We start from the raw sequence: 14756 nt of genomic DNA on the forward strand, positions 1-14756 counted from the left end.
CTAGCACCGTCGTTGTCGCGCAGCCTCATTCGACCGACAGCTGCAGATGCAGTTGTGAACGCGCGGTGCCGCCGTCGATCGCTTCGCTTGCCGCATCGCGGTCCGATTGCGCGGCCGGCGCGAGGCGCGCGAGTTCGACGCCATCGAGGTATTCGCTCGTCACGTCGCCGGTGATGTAGTTGCCGTCGAAACACGACGCGTCGAAATCCTTCAGCGCCGGGTTGATGTCGCGTACCGCGTTCTTCAGCGCGTCGACGTCCTGATACACGAGGTAATCGGCGCCGATCATGCGCGCGACTTCGTCGTCCGTGCGGCCGTGCGCGACGAGTTCGCCGCGCGTCGGCATATCGATGCCGTACACGTTCGGGAATTTCACCGGCGGCGCCGCCGACGCAAAGATCACCTTGTTCGCGCCCGCATGGCGCGCCATCTGCACGATTTCATGCGAGGTCGTGCCGCGCACGATCGAATCGTCGACGATCAGCACGTTCTTGCCCTTGAACTCGATGCCCATCGCGTTGAGCTTCTGGCGGACCGACTTCTTGCGCACGGCCTGGCCCGGCATGATAAACGTGCGGCCCACGTAGCGGTTCTTGAAGAAGCCTTCGCGATACTCGACGCCAAGCTTCGCGGCCACCTGCATCGCAGCCGGACGCGACGAATCGGGAATCGGCATCACGACGTCGATTTTCAGGTCTGCCGGCAGAACGCGCTTGATCTTCTCGGCGAGGTAATCGCCCATCCGCAGACGTGCGTTGTAGACGGGCACGCCATCGAGCACCGAGTCCGGACGCGCAAGATAGACGAGTTCGAAAATGCAGGGGTTCAGGCTCGCGTTCGTCGCGCACTGCTGCGCGTGGAAATTGCCTTCGAGGTCGATAAAGACCGCCTCGCCCGGCAGCACGTCGCGGACGAATTCGAAGCCAATGCCTTCGAGCGCCACCGATTCCGATGCGAGCATCCATTCGGTGCCGTGATCCGTCTCGAGCTTGCCGATACACAGCGGGCGAATACCGAACGGGTCGCGGAAACCCACGAGGCCGTACCCGGCGATCAGCGACACGATCGCGTATGACCCGCGCACGCGACGATGCACGCCCGACACGGCCTTGAAGAGCGCCGACGGATCGAGTTCGAGGCCCGAGCTCGCGAGCTGCAGTTCGTGCGCGAACACGTTGAGCAGCACTTCGGTGTCGGAATTCGTGTTGATGTGGCGGCGATCGACGCGGAACATCTCGTCTTTCAGTTGCGGCCAGTTCGTCAGGTTGCCGTTGTGCGCGAGGATGATGCCGAACGGCGCGTTCACGTAGAACGGCTGTGCTTCCTCTTCGCTCGATGCGGAACCCGCGGTCGGGTAGCGCACCTGGCCGATGCCGACCGTGCCCGGCAAGCTGCGCATGTTGCGCGTGCGGAACACGTCGCGCACCATGCCGTTCGCCTTGTGCATGTGAAAGTTGTTGCCGTCCGCCGTCGCGATGCCGGCGGCGTCCTGACCGCGGTGCTGCAGCAGCAGCAGGCTGTCATAGATAAGCTGGTTGACCGGGGACTGGGAAACTACGCCTACGATGCCGCACATGGCATGTCCTTCAAAGGTACGAAATTCGTTTCGGCGGCCGGCTTGCTTGCGCCGGCGTGCCGCCGCGCTTCACGGGCCGGAGGCCGCGGTGTTGCCCGCAGTGCTACCGTTTGCTCCGGCACCCGCGTCGCCCACATGGACGTACGCCGCAATGGCGTCCGGAAGCAACGGCTTCAACTCTCGCACGCCCTGCTCCGCATACGGCCGCAGCAACGCGTTACGCCAGAATGCCTGCTGGGGCAGTTCGGTCAGTCCTGCAAGCGCGACCAGAACCAGCACCAGAATGACCCCGCGCACGAGGCCGAACATCAATCCGAGCGAGCGGTCGATGCCGCTCAATCCCGATACCTGCACGAGGCGACTGAGCAAGGCATTTGCCACGCCCGCCACCAGCATGACCGCAATCACGATGACCGCAAATGCGAGCAGCCATTGTGTCAGCGCGCCGCCCGGCCAATGCTCGGGCATGTACGGCACGACCAGCCCGACAAACCGGCACGCAATCAGAAACGCCACGATCCAGCCGATCAGCCCGAAGATCTCGGACAGAAAGCCGCGCCACGTGCCGCGCAGCGCTGACAGGCCGATCACCGCCATAACAGCGTAGTCGAACGCGGTGAACATCGCTGGCTTATTGAGCCGAGCCGTTGTTCGCGCCCGACGTCAAGCCGGCTTCACGAACCTTCGCTATCGCTGCCGACGCCGCCGCGCGGTCCGCGAACGGTCCTGCGCGCAGCAATGTTCGCGTCGAACCGTCAGCTTGCTTCCGCTTTTCGAGATATGCGGGCACACCGGCCGCTTTCAACTTGCTGGCCCAATTGCGCGCGTTTGCATCATCGGTAAACGAACCCAGTTGCACCGCGAAGCGGCTGCCCGGCGGCGCCGTCGGCGTGCCGGAATCGGCCAGCGCGGCTGCCGCGCCTGGCGTGGTGTTCGCGGAGGATTCCGCCGATGCCGTCTGCGTTGCCTGAGTTGTTGCCTGAGTTGCCGATTGCGTCGATTTCGTTGCCGGGGCGGTGTTCGCCGCTGCAGTTTGCGTGTGCGTTTGCGCTTGCGTGGACTTCGCCGCCGGTTTCGCCGCGGCAGCTGCGTTGTTCGCGGCCGTTACCGGCGCTTGCTGAACTTTGCCCGCGGACTGCGTTGGCTGTTGCGCCTGCTTGCCCGCGCCCTCACCCTGCGCTTGCGTCTGTGTCGCTGCGCTGCGGCTCGACGACCCGTTGGCCGCGGTCGCGACGTTTGTCGACGGTGACTCGCTGGACGGCGCCGGCGCGCCTTGCACGCCCGCTGCCGCGCCCTGCGCACCTTCCGGCGCGGCCGGGTTATCGGGTGCGACGCCCGCCTGGGTGTCCTGCGGATCCTGCACGCGCGCCCGCGATACAGGGCGGCTCGGAATATCGATTGAAATATCGTCGGTGACGGGTTTCGGGTGCGAATCGAGCACCATCGGCAGAATCACGACCGCCGCGACCACCAGCGCGATCGCGCCGACCAGCCGCCGCCGTGCGCGCTGCTTTTCCGGCAAGGTGGGATCGAGCAGCATCGCGTCCGCGTCGCCGGCCCGTTCGGCGCGCCGGGTTCGCCTTTCGACGCGCTCGCCACGATCGGCCGCGCTTGAGCTCCTGTTTGAGCCCCGTCTGGGACTGGAATCTGCACCGCGCCGGTTGGGCGCGCCGTCTTTCTTGCCGAACGAGAAAATTGCCATGAATGCCTTGGTTCGAGGCTGCCCGCGTTCAGTGTTGCTGCGATTTCCGCCAGGCCATCACGCCCGCAACGGTAAAGAAACTTCCGAAAACGATAATTCTATCATTGTCGGAGGCCCGTTTTAGCGCATCCTGAAATGCTTCCGAAGCCGACGCGAAGCGCGTGATGCTGCTGTCCGCGCCGTCAGCAACGCCCGCGTCGCGCAACGCGGCCTCCAGTTGCTCCGCCGAGGCGCCGCGCGGCGTCGGCAGGTCGGTCACGCACCAGTGGTCGATTTCGCCTTTCAGGTGTGCGAGCACGCCTGCAATGTCCTTGTCGCGCATCGAGCCGAACACCGCGTAAGTGTACGGAAAATAGCCCATATTGCCGAGATTTTGCGCGAGCACGGCCGCCGCGTGTGGGTTATGCCCAACGTCGAGCACAATCGACGGCTTGCCCGGCAAGACCTGAAACCGGCCCGGCAATTCGACGTTCGCCAGACCAAGACGGATATCCTGCGCGGAAACCGGCAGGCGGTCGCGCAGCGCTTCAAGCCCTGCCAGCGCCGCCGACGTGTTGATCAGCTGATTGGCGCCGCGCAACGCCGGATACGCGAGCGCCGAGCGGCGCAGCGTGCGGCCGACGTAATTCCACTGCTGGCGTTCACTGCCCGCCTGGCCCTCGTAGCGAAAATCCTTGCCGAACAGCCACAGATCGGCGCCGATCGTGTGCGCATGGTCGATCAAGGTTTGCGGCGGCAGCGGATCGGCGCAAATTGCCGGCCGTCCCGCGCGGAAAATACCGGCCTTCTCGAACGCGATCTTCTCGCGCGTATCGCCGAGGTATTCGGTGTGATCGATGTCGATGCTCGTGATGATCGCGCAATCGGCATCGAGAATATTGACTGCGTCGAGGCGGCCGCCAAGGCCTACTTCCATGACCACCGCGTCGAGGCCGCGCGAGGCGAACAGTTGCATGATCGCGAGCGTCGTGAATTCGAAGTACGTCAGCGACGGCGGCTCATCGAGACTCATGCGCGCCCGTTCGACGGCTTCGAAGTGCGGTAGCAGATCGGCGTCGCTCGCGTTCTCGCCGTTCACGCGGGCGCGCTCGTTGAACGACAGCAAGTGCGGCGACGTGTGGCAACCGACCGTGTAGCCGGCGCGCAGCAGGATCGACTCGAGAATCGCGCAGGTCGACCCTTTGCCGTTGGTGCCGCCGACGGTGATTACGGGGCACGCGAACGACAGCTGCAATGCATCGCGAACCCGGCTGATCCGCTCGAGGCCCATATCGATACCGACCGGATGCGCAGTTTCGAGATGCGTGAGCCACGCATCGAGGGTGGGGAATGTGGTCATCGAATCAAGCGGGAATGCGGGGAGTGCGGTCCGCAATTATCCCGGAAACGACAACGCGCCGCTTGCCTGTCGCTCGCGGCGCGTTGTCTGTTGTTCGCTGGGGCGTGTGCCCGCTCGCCTGCGGCAGTGTTTCCGCGCGCGCGGCGTGGTTTCCGGCCGTGGTGTGCGCGAAGCTCGCAACATCGCGGCGCCCAGCTTATCGCTTTGGCAACCGCCCTATCGTTAAGCGACCGCGTCGGCGGGCTGACGCGTGAGCAGCGCCATCAGTTGCGCAATTTCTTCGCGCAGCTTGCGACGGTCGACGATCATGTCGATCGCGCCCTTCTGCAGCAGGAACTCGGCGCGCTGGAAGCCTTCCGGCAGCTTTTCGCGCACGGTCTGCTCGATCACGCGCGGGCCCGCGAAGCCGATCAGCGCCTTCGGTTCGGCGATCACGACGTCGCCCAGGAAGGCGAAGCTCGCCGACACGCCACCCATGGTCGGATCGGTCAGCACCGAGATAAACGGCAGCTTCGCTTCGGCGAGGCGCGTCAGCATCGCGGTGGTCTTCGCCATCTGCATCAGCGAAAGCAGGCTTTCCTGCATCCGCGCGCCGCCCGAGGCGGTGAAGCAGATAAACGGCACCTGCTGTTCGAGCGCGTTCTGCGCGCCGCGCGCGAAACGCTCGCCGACCACCGAGCCCATCGAGCCGCCCATAAACGAGAACTCGAAGCACGCCACCACCACCGGCAGCGTGTGAATCGCGCCGCCCATCACGACCATTGCGTCGGTTTCGTCGGTTTCGTCGATCGCTTCCTTCAGACGGTCCGGATACTTGCGGCTGTCCTTGAACTTGAGCGCGTCGACCGGCAGGATTTCCTGGCCGATCTCATAGCGGCCTTCCGCATCGAGCAGCCCATCGAGGCGCTCGCGCGCGCCGATCCGCATATGGTGATCGCACTTCGGACAGACGTGCAGATTCGCCTCGACGTCGTTGCGGTAAAGCACCGCTTCGCACGACGGGCATTTGATCCACAGGCCTTCCGGAATGCCTTTGCGGCTTTTCGGATCGGTTTGCTTGATTTTGGGCGGCAGCAATTTGTCGAGCCAGCTCATGATTGATTTTCTCCGGGCCTTCGGTACGCGCTACCTCTCGCGCAATGCGCGCAAAACGCGTACCGACGGCCTTGTTTCTGATGTTGATCGATTGCCGGATCAGGCTGTGCGGGCGCCCGCACCAATCGAATCGATTGCCTGACGGATTTCCCGGATAAACCGGGTCAGCGATTCGGCGGCGGCTTCGGGAGCCGCGTCTTCGAGCAGATTGACGATCCGGCTGCCGATCACGACTGCATCGGAGACTTCCGCCACTGCACGCGCCGATTGCGCATCGCGGATGCCGAATCCGACCCCAACCGGAAGCGATACCCGCGACTTGATGGCCGGGATTTTACCTGCAATATCAAGAACGTCCAGATGTCCGGCGCCGGTCACGCCTTTTAGCGACACGTAATAGACGTAGCCGCTCGCCACGCGGCCGACCGCCGCGATGCGCTCGTCGGTCGAGGTCGGCGCGAGCAGGAAGATCGGATCGATGCCGGCGGCCTTCATTTTCTCGGCGAACGGCGCACATTCTTCGGGCGGATAGTCGACGACCAGCACGCCGTCCACACCCACCTCGGTGGCGGCCTTGGCGAACGCTTCCGCGCCGATGCGCTCGATCGGATTCGCGTAGCCCATCAGCACGATCGGCGTCTTGTCGTCCTTCTCGCGGAAACGCTTGACGTCAGCCAGCACGTCGCGCAGCGTCACGCCTTTCGCGAGCGCGCGCTCGGACGAGCGCTGGATGACCGGACCGTCCGCCATCGGGTCTGAAAACGGCACGCCGAGCTCGATGACGTCGGCGCCGCCCGCGACAAGCGCGTGCATGAATTCGACGGTGCGCTTCGGATCGGGATCGCCCGCCGTGATGAACGGGATCAGGCCTTTGCGCTTCTGTGCGGCAAGCGCCGCGAATGTCTGGTTGATTCGGGACATGTTGATTTTCTCGAAGTCGATTAACTGCGCGTTTTTCCGGCTAGCGGGTGAGTAACCCAATGGTCCATCCGCGTTCGGCGCTCGATTATGCCGATGCCGCGGACGCTACCGAAGCCGCTGCCAAACTGACGCGTTCTCGCGCTATCGCGCAGTAACTTTCATTGATCTCATAGCCGACGAACTGGCGCTGCTGACGCGCGCAAGCCACTGCCGTGGTGCCACTTCCCATAAACGGATCGAGCACGCGGCCGCCCGGCGGGCAGCTGGCGAGCACCATCCGCTCGACGATTTCCAACGGCTTCTGGGTCGGATGATCGACCCGCTCGGCATGCTGCCGATGCAGGCGCGACACCGACCAGACGTCTTTCGGGTTGTAGCCCATCTCCAGCCACTTGCTGCCTTCGAACAACTTGCGCGAACGCGCCTTCTTCGTGGCCGCATCGTACGGGATACGGACGGGATCGAGATCGAAATAGTAGTCTTTCGACACCGCGAACAGACCGATGTTGTCGTGCACCGACGTGAAACGCCGCGTCGTGCCGCCCATGCTCGGTACGCGCCGATCCCAGATGATTTCGTTGACCATCGTGAGTTTTGTCTTCAGAAAGCAGAAGATCTCGGGCGCGTACTGCCACGTGCAGAAGATATACAGCGAACCGGTCGGCTTGAGCTTGGGAATCGACAGTTCGAGCCACTCGCGCGTCCAGGCGAGAAAATCGTCGCCCGAACGCATGTCGGAGTCGTTGCCGTAGTCCTTGCCGAGCCCGTACGGCGGATCGGCAAGAATCAGGTCGATCGACTGGTCCGGCAGGTTCGCCGCATCGGTCAGGAAGTCGCGGTTGCGAAGTTCGATCGCGGCCGGCACCGGCAACAGCACCGCAGGCGCGGCAGGCGGCATGACCGCAGGTGCGGCGACCTGCGCAACCGGTTGTTCCGCGACCGGTTGCGCGGCGGCTTGCCCCACCTCTGCCGCAGCGGTGTCGAGCGCTGGCTGCGATTCCTCGAACTCGTCGCGCATCGCCGCGGCGCTCAGAACTTGATACCCGATCGCTCGGCGACCGTGTGCATGTCCTTGTCGCCACGGCCCGACAGGTTGACCAGCAGGACCTTGTCCTTCGGCAGCGTCGGGGCGAGTTTCGTCGCATATGCCAGCGCGTGGCTCGATTCGAGCGCGGGGATGATCCCCTCAATGCGGCAGCAGTCGTGAAACGCCTTGAGCGCGTCCTCGTCGGTGATCGCGACGTATTGCGCGCGGCCGCTATCCTTGAGCCACGCGTGCTCGGGGCCCACGCCCGGGTAGTCGAGACCGGCCGAGATCGAATGCGTTTCGATGATCTGGCCGTTTTCGTCCTGCAGCAGGTACGTGCGGTTGCCGTGCAGCACGCCCGGCGTGCCGCCCGTCAGCGACGCCGCGTGGCGGCCCGTGTCGATGCCGTCGCCGGCCGCTTCGACGCCGACCAGCTGCACCGATTTGTCTTCGATATACGGGTAGAAGATGCCCATCGCGTTCGAACCGCCGCCAATGCACGCGATCACCGCATCCGGCTGGCGGCCAACCAGCTCGGGCATCTGCACCTTGCATTCGTCGCCGATCACGCGCTGGAAGTCGCGCACCATCATCGGGTACGGATGCGGGCCGGCCACCGTGCCGATGATGTAGAACGTGTTTTCGACGTTGGTGACCCAGTCGCGCATCGCTTCGTTCAGCGCATCTTTCAGCGTGCGCGAGCCCGATTCGACGGGCACCACGGTCGCGCCGAGCAGCTTCATGCGATACACGTTGGCGGCCTGCCGGTGCACATCCTCGACGCCCATGTAGACCACGCATTCCATGCCGAAGCGTGCGGCGATCGTCGCGGTCGCGACGCCGTGCTGGCCGGCGCCCGTTTCCGCGATCACGCGCGGCTTGCCCATGCGTTTCGCGAGCAGCGCCTGGCCGATCACGTTGTTCACCTTGTGGGCGCCGGTGTGGTTCAGGTCTTCGCGCTTCAGATAGATCTGCGCGCCGCCGAGCAGTTCGCTCCAACGCTGCGCGTGATAAACCGGGGAAGGACGACCGACGAAGTGCTTCAGTTCGCGCTGATATTCGGCGATGAAGTCCGGATCGGTCTGGGATTTCTCGTAGGCGATGCGCAGTTCTTCGAGCGCATGCATGAGGGTTTCAGCGACGAACACGCCGCCGTACTGGCCGAAGTGGCCTCGTTCATCAGGTAAGTTGTACATTTCCGTCACTCGTTTCAGTATGCCGGGCCGGCGTCTATTGAACGCCTGCGCGGCCTGAATCATCCAGCGTCCGCTTGTCTGACTGCGTGTACGAACGCCGCCATCCGGGCGTGATCTTTCACGCCCTTGGCGCCCTGCACTTCGATGCCGCTCGAGACATCGACCGCATACGGGCGCACACGGCGTATCGCTTCACCGACGTTTTGCGCGTTCAACCCACCACTCAAAACGGCCCGACGCGCGAGCTCTGCTGGAATAAGTGACCAATCGAAAACCTTCCCGCCGCCGCCATAGCCTTCGACATGCGTGTCGAACAGAAGACCACTGGCAGCTGAATAGTTAAGCGCCGATTTTACCAAATCGCCCGGCCGAGTATCAGGCTCAATACGCAGCGCGCGCAACCATGGCAAACCCGCGACGCTCGCGAGCGCCTCGCATTGCTCGGGCGTTTCGTCGCCGTGGAATTGCAGCAGCGACAGCGGCACGTCGCAGACGACGTCACGCACCCAATCCGGTGTCGCATTGACGAACAGCCCGACCACCGACAGAAACGGCGGCACATTGCGCGTCAGTTCGACCGCCTGAGCGATGCTTAGCGCGCGCGGGCTCGGCGGGTAGAACACAAGGCCGATCGCGTCCGCGCCAAGATCGACCGCGCAGTCGACGTCGGATGGCTTCGACAGGCCGCATAGCTTGATGCGCGTGCGACGCGGGACGGTGGCCGCGGCGCTTGCCGGCGGGGTTGCCTCTGCAGTGCCGGCTTGCACCGGCTCGTTCGAAGGAGTTGCGTTCTTCATGGTTGCGATTTGTCGTCGTTCCAGACATGTGCCCACGGCACGCTGCCGACCGGCGCGGCCGGCACCGCGAACTCGTCGGGGTAGCCCACCTGCGCGAGATACAGTCCGTCGGGCATGAAGGTCGGCGCGGCGATGTTGCGGTCACGGCTTGCCAGCACATCGGCGAGCCAGTCGACAGGATAACGCCCGCGCCCGATCGCGACGAGGCAGCCCATCAGGTTACGCACCATGTGATGCAGGAATGCGTTCGCGCGGAACCGGAAATGGATGAAGTCGCCGTCGCGGCGGATGTCGATCTGATACAGGTGTTTGACCGGTGTCTTGGCCTGGCATTCAGACGAACGGAACGCCGAAAAATCGTGCTCGCCGATCAAGTATGTGGCCGCGGCGCGCATGGCGTCGATCTCGAGCGGCGTGTGGATCCAGCCCGCGCGGCCGGAGAGCATCGGCGAGCGCACCGGGTTCACGTACAGCACGTAGTAGTAGGTACGCTCGAAGGCCGAAAAACGCGCGTGGAACGTGTCCGGCATCGGCTTCGCCCACTGGACCGCGACCGTCGACGGCAGGAACGCATTCGTCCCGCGCACCCACGAGAACTCGGCGCGGTCGAGTTCGGTGTCGAAATGGACCACCTGGCCAAGCCCATGCACGCCGGTGTCCGTGCGGCCTGCGACGATGGTCTGCAGCGGCGTCTGCGCGAATTCGCGCAGCGCGCGCTCGAGTTCATCCTGCACGGTCTTGCCGTGCGGTTGGGATTGCCAGCCGCAAAATGCGGCGCCGTCGTATTGAACACCGAGGGCTATGCGGGTTACTGCGCGGGTCACTGACTCAGTCACTGAGTCCGTCACTGAGCGGGTCACTGCGCGCGTCACGACAGCGGCGCGAGCGTCGACAGCATCGCGCGCGCGTCGTTGCGCGTTGCGGTGTCGTTCGACTCGATGACTTCGTTAATCAGCGTCCGCGCGCCCGCGACGTCGCCGAGTTCGATGTATTCGGCGGCCAGTTCGAGCTTGTTGCGCGCGATGCGGGCGAGTTCCTCGGGCGTGAAGGTCGGAAGCGGCTGAGCCGGGCCCGGCGGTAATTCGAGGTCGAAGTCGAGCGCGAGCGGACCGTACTTGGCCGCACCCATGCCGGCGATCGCGCCGTGGCCCGCTGTGCCCGCTTCGATCTGCTCGCCGACGCGCGGCGGCTCGGGCTCGTGCGGCGGTACCGCTTGCCGCGCGGTGATTTCGGGTTCGACGACGGGCTGTGTGGTTAACGATGCGGGCGGCGTGACGGGTTCGGCCGATTCCGCGGCGCGCGGCGGCAACGACATGTCGAGGCTGCCCAGCGCGGCGAGCGCGGCGCGCGGGAATTGCGGGTTGGCGTGCGGTTCGTTGGGTTCTGCCGTTGTGGATTCTGCGGTCGCTGCTGGCTCTTCCGCCGCAGGCTCGTGAGCGTGTTGATCCGGCGACGATTGCGGTTCGCTGAGAGGCTCAGCGTGCGCTTCTTGGGCTTCCGGCGCCGTGTCGGTCGCTGCAGCGGTCGATTCCGCATGCATCGGCTCGTCGAGGGTGGGAATGCTGTCGATGCCTTCGTCCGCAACGGCATGCCCCGCGTCGATCGACGGCGTGGCAACATCGGGCGGCAGTTCAGGCGTAGGCTCGGCTAGCTCGGTGGACTCAGTTGCCTCAGCAGGCTCAGTTGGCGTAACCGGCTCGATCCCGCGCGCTTCGGCTTCGGTTTCATCGATCGGTTGCGCTTCGTGCGCAATTGAGTCAGCGGGCGCAGCAGGAGACCCGAAAACCGATGCCCCGTCGCCACTGTGATCGACGTGCTGATCGAACGCTTGGTGCGCGTGCGTCGGGTCAGATTGCCGGTCGCGCGCCGCAAGCGCATCGAGAGCGGCCGCGGCGGCCATGCCAGCCGTCGCCGCGGCCGCAGCTGCACGGGCGTCGACGCCTGCGGCTACCGAATGCGTCGTCGGCCGTTCATTCGTCGGCTGCTCCGCGGGCGTGCCATAGCCATACGGCCCGGATACGCCGCTCTCCTCAGGCGGCGATACGCGCTCGGTCAACGGCGGCACGTCATCCATATCGACTGACGATGACGGCGGCTCATGCGACGCTGCGGACTCGCCGCTCTTCGCCATCGTGTCGTATGCGTTTGCCGCGCTGCGCGCTGCCTCGTTTGAAGCAGCAGCCTCCGCGGACTGCGCGCCATCGTCGGGCGCGCTCAATCCGGAGCCGCTGCGCGCATGCACAGCGGACGCGTCGTTGCGCTTGCGCCGCCGCATCGCGAGACCCGCGATCACGGCGGCCAGCAACGCGCCGATCAGCGCAGCCGCGCCGACATATTCCTGCTTCGACGTCAGCGTCGACACAGCCGGCTGTTGCGGCGATACGGACGCCGCGGGCGGACGCGCTGCCATCGCCGGCGCGCTCGCCGCTGCCGAAGCGCCGACGCCTGCCGCCGGTTGACCGTTCGTCGCGGTGACGCCGCTTGCCGTCTGCGACTTACCGATACCGTGCTTCTGAAGCTCCATCAACACGCGGTTTTTCAGCGCGAGCAACTGTTGAAGGCTCGACACCTGCGCACGCGGTTGAGAGGCACCCTGCGGCGCACCCGCCGATGCCGCCTGAGCGCCGCTCGCGCTGGCGGCGGGCTGGCTCGGCGCGGACTGGATCGACCCCGACCACACGTTACCGCTGCTCGCCGCGGCAGCTGGTGAACCGCTGGCGCCGGTGACAGGCGCTGCCGTGGAAGCGGACGCGGCCGCCGACGGCGCCGATGTCGGCGCAAGGGCCGCAGTCGCCGCGGTTGAATTCCCCGGCGCCGATGCCGCATTCGATGCCGACGCCGCATTCGACGCCGAAGCGCCCGCAGTAGGCGCGCTCACTGCATTCGCCGCGTTCCCCGCCGTCGTCGAGGACGCCAACGCGGTCGCCGCCGCTGTCGTCGCCGTAGCCGATCCCGCCGCAGCCGCGGCCGCCTGCTCCCGCGTTGCCTGCTCCCGCGCTGCCTGCTCCCGCGTTGCCTGCGCCGCGCTTGCATTCGCTCCGCCGGCAGCCGCCGTCGCGCTAGAACCCGCCGCGGCCGAACTCGCGGCATTACCCGCCATCGCGGCGGCCGGCCCCGAAGCCGCACCGCCCGGCGCAGAAGCCGAAGCCGCCGTCGCAGCAGACGCCCCCACCGCGGCCCCCGCCGACGCCCCTTCCACCGCCGCGCCCGTCGCATCGAGCGCCGGCACATTCAACACCGCGCCGATCTTCATCCGGCTCGGGTCGTTCTTCATGAACGCGCTGGAATTCGCATCGAAAATCGCTTTCGAGGCACGCGCGAGCACCGCGCGGTCATGCGACTGCGTGGCCCCGACCGCGATATCGTGCAGCGACTGTCCGGCCTGCACCGTCACCTGGCTGGCCCCCACCGGCACCGCCGCAACAGCGGGCGCGCTCGAAGCGGCCGGTGCGCTCGCCGCCGCCGCGCCGCCGGTCACCGCCTGTGCAGCACACGTTTGCGCCGCGACCAGCAAAACAGCCGCCGAGATCGTCGTGACTGCTGCGCGGCAACGCGCGCCGTCAAACATCGCCGCAGCATGCAGCGCACGCAGGAAGGGAAATCGATCGGTCATCGGTGCGTTGTGCGCATGCGCGCGCAGCCCTGTTTGGCGAAGCGTTTTCGCGCGATTGGCGATGAGCAAAGACAAGATGTAGAAGCGCCGAATGTAAAAAAGCGCCGCGAAATCGCGACGCTTTTATGTTGCTGTAAGTGTTATACGCGTCTGAAGCGCGTAGTTTACTTTACTTGTCGAGCAGAATGCGAAGCATGCGACGCAGCGGTTCGGCCGCGCCCCACAGCAGCTGGTCGCCGACCGTGAATGCGGACAGATATTCGCCGCCCATCGCGAGCTTGCGCAGACGCCCGACCGGCACCGTCAGCGTGCCGGTAACGACTGCCGGCGACAGATCGCGCATCGACGCTTCGCGCTCGTTCGGCACGACCTTCACCCAGTCGTTGGCCGACGCGAGAATGCTGTTCACTTCGTCGAGCGGCACGTCCTTCTTCAGCTTGATCGTGAGCGCCTGCGAATGGCAGCGCATCGCGCCGATCCGCACACACAGACCATCCACCGGCACCGAACCCGGCTCGCCCATCGCCGGCTTGCCGAGAATCTTGTTGGTTTCGGCGCCGCCCTTCCATTCTTCCTTCGACATGCCGTTGCCGAGATCCTTGTCGATCCACGGAATCAGCGAGCCCGCGAGCGGCACGCCGAAATGTTGGGTCGGCATGCTGTCGCTGTTCATGGCAGCGAGCACCTTGCGGTCGATATCGAGAATCGCCGACGCCGGATTGGCCAGGTCCGCCTGAGCCGCGCCGTGCAGCGTGCCCATCTGCGCGAGCAGTTCGCGCATGTTCTGCGCGCCCGCGCCCGATGCGGCCTGATAGGTCATGGCCGTCATCCAGTCGATCAGGTTTTCGCGGAACAGACCGCCCAGCGCCATCAGCATCAGGCTGACCGTGCAGTTGCCGCCGATGAAGTTCTTCTGCCCCTTGACCAGCGCGTTCTTGATGACATCGAGGTTGACCGGATCGAGGATGATCACCGCGTCGTCCTTCATACGCAGCGACGACGCCGCGTCGATCCAGTAGCCGTTCCAGCCGGCCGCGCGCAGCTTCGGATATACGTCGTTCGTGTAATCGCCGCCCTGGCAGGAGATGATCGCATCGCACTTCTTGAGGTCGTCGATGCTGTTGGCGTCTTTGAGTTTGGTCTCGTTTCTGGCGAACGACGGCGCATTGCCGCCCGCATTGCTGGTGCTGAAAAACACCGGTTCGATCAGATCGAAGTCGCCTTCCTGCTGCATACGTTGCATCAGGACGCTGCCGACCATGCCGCGCCAACCTACGAGACCTACGTTCATGACTTCATACCCTTGGAGTGGACGCTTCCCCGCAACTTTGCCCGGCGTGACCGCGCGGGGAAGACGGGCGGGCACGACGGACGATCAGCGTTTCGTGATCGTTTTCGGGGTAATCGCTTTAATCGACGTCTTGATGGTAATGGCGAGTTCGGTCGCACGAGCCGTTTTGCCGTGCTTGATAGAGACCGAAGTGATTTGA

General features: G+C 65.1%; 12 protein-coding genes. All 12 read right to left on the reverse strand.

Annotation, left to right across the window (positions count from 1 at the left end; translation table 11 throughout):
* Positions 1-25: 25 nt before the first annotated feature.
* The 12 genes from purF to asd all read right to left on the reverse strand — a co-directional run bounded on the left by purF (position 26) and on the right by asd (position 14557).
* Complete coding sequence (gene purF / locus KZJ38_RS36150) at positions 26-1576, reverse strand: amidophosphoribosyltransferase (protein ID WP_219801785.1); 1551 nt, start codon at positions 1574-1576, stop codon at positions 26-28.
* 69 nt (positions 1577-1645) lie between these two features.
* Positions 1646-2200 carry a CvpA family protein gene (locus tag KZJ38_RS36155; RefSeq protein WP_219801786.1) on the reverse strand — a complete coding sequence of 185 codons (555 nt, stop codon included), beginning with the start codon at positions 2198-2200 and terminating at the stop codon, positions 1646-1648.
* A 7-nt stretch (positions 2201-2207) separates the two neighbouring features.
* A complete protein-coding gene (locus KZJ38_RS36160; RefSeq protein WP_219801787.1) occupies positions 2208-3278 on the reverse strand; it encodes an SPOR domain-containing protein in 1071 nt (356 codons plus the stop codon).
* A 28-nt stretch (positions 3279-3306) separates the two neighbouring features.
* A complete protein-coding gene (gene folC / locus KZJ38_RS36165) occupies positions 3307-4617 on the reverse strand; it encodes a bifunctional tetrahydrofolate synthase/dihydrofolate synthase (protein ID WP_219801788.1) in 1311 nt (436 codons plus the stop codon).
* Positions 4618-4839: 222 nt separating this feature from the next.
* Entirely contained in the window at positions 4840-5712 is an 873-nt protein-coding gene (gene accD, locus KZJ38_RS36170) for an acetyl-CoA carboxylase, carboxyltransferase subunit beta (RefSeq protein ID WP_075159106.1), read from the reverse strand.
* A 99-nt stretch (positions 5713-5811) separates the two neighbouring features.
* Positions 5812-6633, reverse strand: a complete 822-nt coding sequence (trpA, locus tag KZJ38_RS36175) for a tryptophan synthase subunit alpha (protein WP_219801789.1) — start codon at positions 6631-6633, stop codon at positions 5812-5814.
* Positions 6634-6718: 85 nt separating this feature from the next.
* Positions 6719-7651, reverse strand: a complete 933-nt coding sequence (locus KZJ38_RS36180; protein WP_219801790.1) for a DNA-methyltransferase — start codon at positions 7649-7651, stop codon at positions 6719-6721.
* A gap of 11 nt (positions 7652-7662) precedes the next feature.
* Positions 7663-8856 carry a tryptophan synthase subunit beta gene (gene trpB / locus KZJ38_RS36185; RefSeq protein ID WP_219801791.1) on the reverse strand — a complete coding sequence of 398 codons (1194 nt, stop codon included), beginning with the start codon at positions 8854-8856 and terminating at the stop codon, positions 7663-7665.
* Positions 8857-8915: 59 nt separating this feature from the next.
* Entirely contained in the window at positions 8916-9653 is a 738-nt protein-coding gene (locus KZJ38_RS36190) for a phosphoribosylanthranilate isomerase (protein WP_219801792.1), read from the reverse strand.
* Positions 9650-10477 (reverse strand): tRNA pseudouridine(38-40) synthase TruA, encoded by an 828-nt coding sequence (gene truA / locus KZJ38_RS36195; RefSeq protein ID WP_219801793.1) that lies wholly within the window; start codon positions 10475-10477, stop codon positions 9650-9652. Before truA ends, KZJ38_RS36190 begins: the two co-directional genes overlap by 4 nt.
* 44 nt (positions 10478-10521) lie before the next feature.
* On the reverse strand, positions 10522-13266 hold the full coding sequence (locus tag KZJ38_RS36200) for a FimV C-terminal domain-containing protein (protein WP_219801794.1): 2745 nt from the start codon (positions 13264-13266) through the stop codon (positions 10522-10524).
* Between the two features lie 169 nt (positions 13267-13435).
* Complete coding sequence (gene asd / locus KZJ38_RS36205) at positions 13436-14557, reverse strand: aspartate-semialdehyde dehydrogenase (protein WP_219801795.1); 1122 nt, start codon at positions 14555-14557, stop codon at positions 13436-13438.
* Positions 14558-14756 lie beyond the last annotated feature (199 nt).

The organism is Paraburkholderia edwinii (assembly GCF_019428685.1).
GTDB lineage: Bacteria > Pseudomonadota > Gammaproteobacteria > Burkholderiales > Burkholderiaceae > Paraburkholderia > Paraburkholderia edwinii.

Excerpts from the sequence above, each read along its gene's own strand:
- purF (WP_219801785.1), bottom strand. The coding sequence starts at position 1,576 with ATGTGCGGCATCGTAGGCGTAGTTTCCCAGTCCCCGGTCAACCAGCTT.
- KZJ38_RS36155 (WP_219801786.1), bottom strand. The coding sequence starts at position 2,200 with ATGTTCACCGCGTTCGACTACGCTGTTATGGCGGTGATCGGCCTGTCA.
- KZJ38_RS36160 (WP_219801787.1), bottom strand. The coding sequence starts at position 3,278 with ATGGCAATTTTCTCGTTCGGCAAGAAAGACGGCGCGCCCAACCGGCGC.
- folC (WP_219801788.1), bottom strand. The coding sequence starts at position 4,617 with ATGACCACATTCCCCACCCTCGATGCGTGGCTCACGCATCTCGAAACT.
- accD (WP_075159106.1), bottom strand. The coding sequence starts at position 5,712 with ATGAGCTGGCTCGACAAATTGCTGCCGCCCAAAATCAAGCAAACCGAT.
- trpA (WP_219801789.1), bottom strand. The coding sequence starts at position 6,633 with ATGTCCCGAATCAACCAGACATTCGCGGCGCTTGCCGCACAGAAGCGC.
- KZJ38_RS36180 (WP_219801790.1), bottom strand. The coding sequence starts at position 7,651 with ATGCGCGACGAGTTCGAGGAATCGCAGCCAGCGCTCGACACCGCTGCG.
- trpB (WP_219801791.1), bottom strand. The coding sequence starts at position 8,856 with ATGTACAACTTACCTGATGAACGAGGCCACTTCGGCCAGTACGGCGGC.
- KZJ38_RS36190 (WP_219801792.1), bottom strand. The coding sequence starts at position 9,653 with ATGAAGAACGCAACTCCTTCGAACGAGCCGGTGCAAGCCGGCACTGCA.
- KZJ38_RS36200 (WP_219801794.1), bottom strand. The coding sequence starts at position 13,266 with ATGACCGATCGATTTCCCTTCCTGCGTGCGCTGCATGCTGCGGCGATG.
- asd (WP_219801795.1), bottom strand. The coding sequence starts at position 14,557 with ATGAACGTAGGTCTCGTAGGTTGGCGCGGCATGGTCGGCAGCGTCCTG.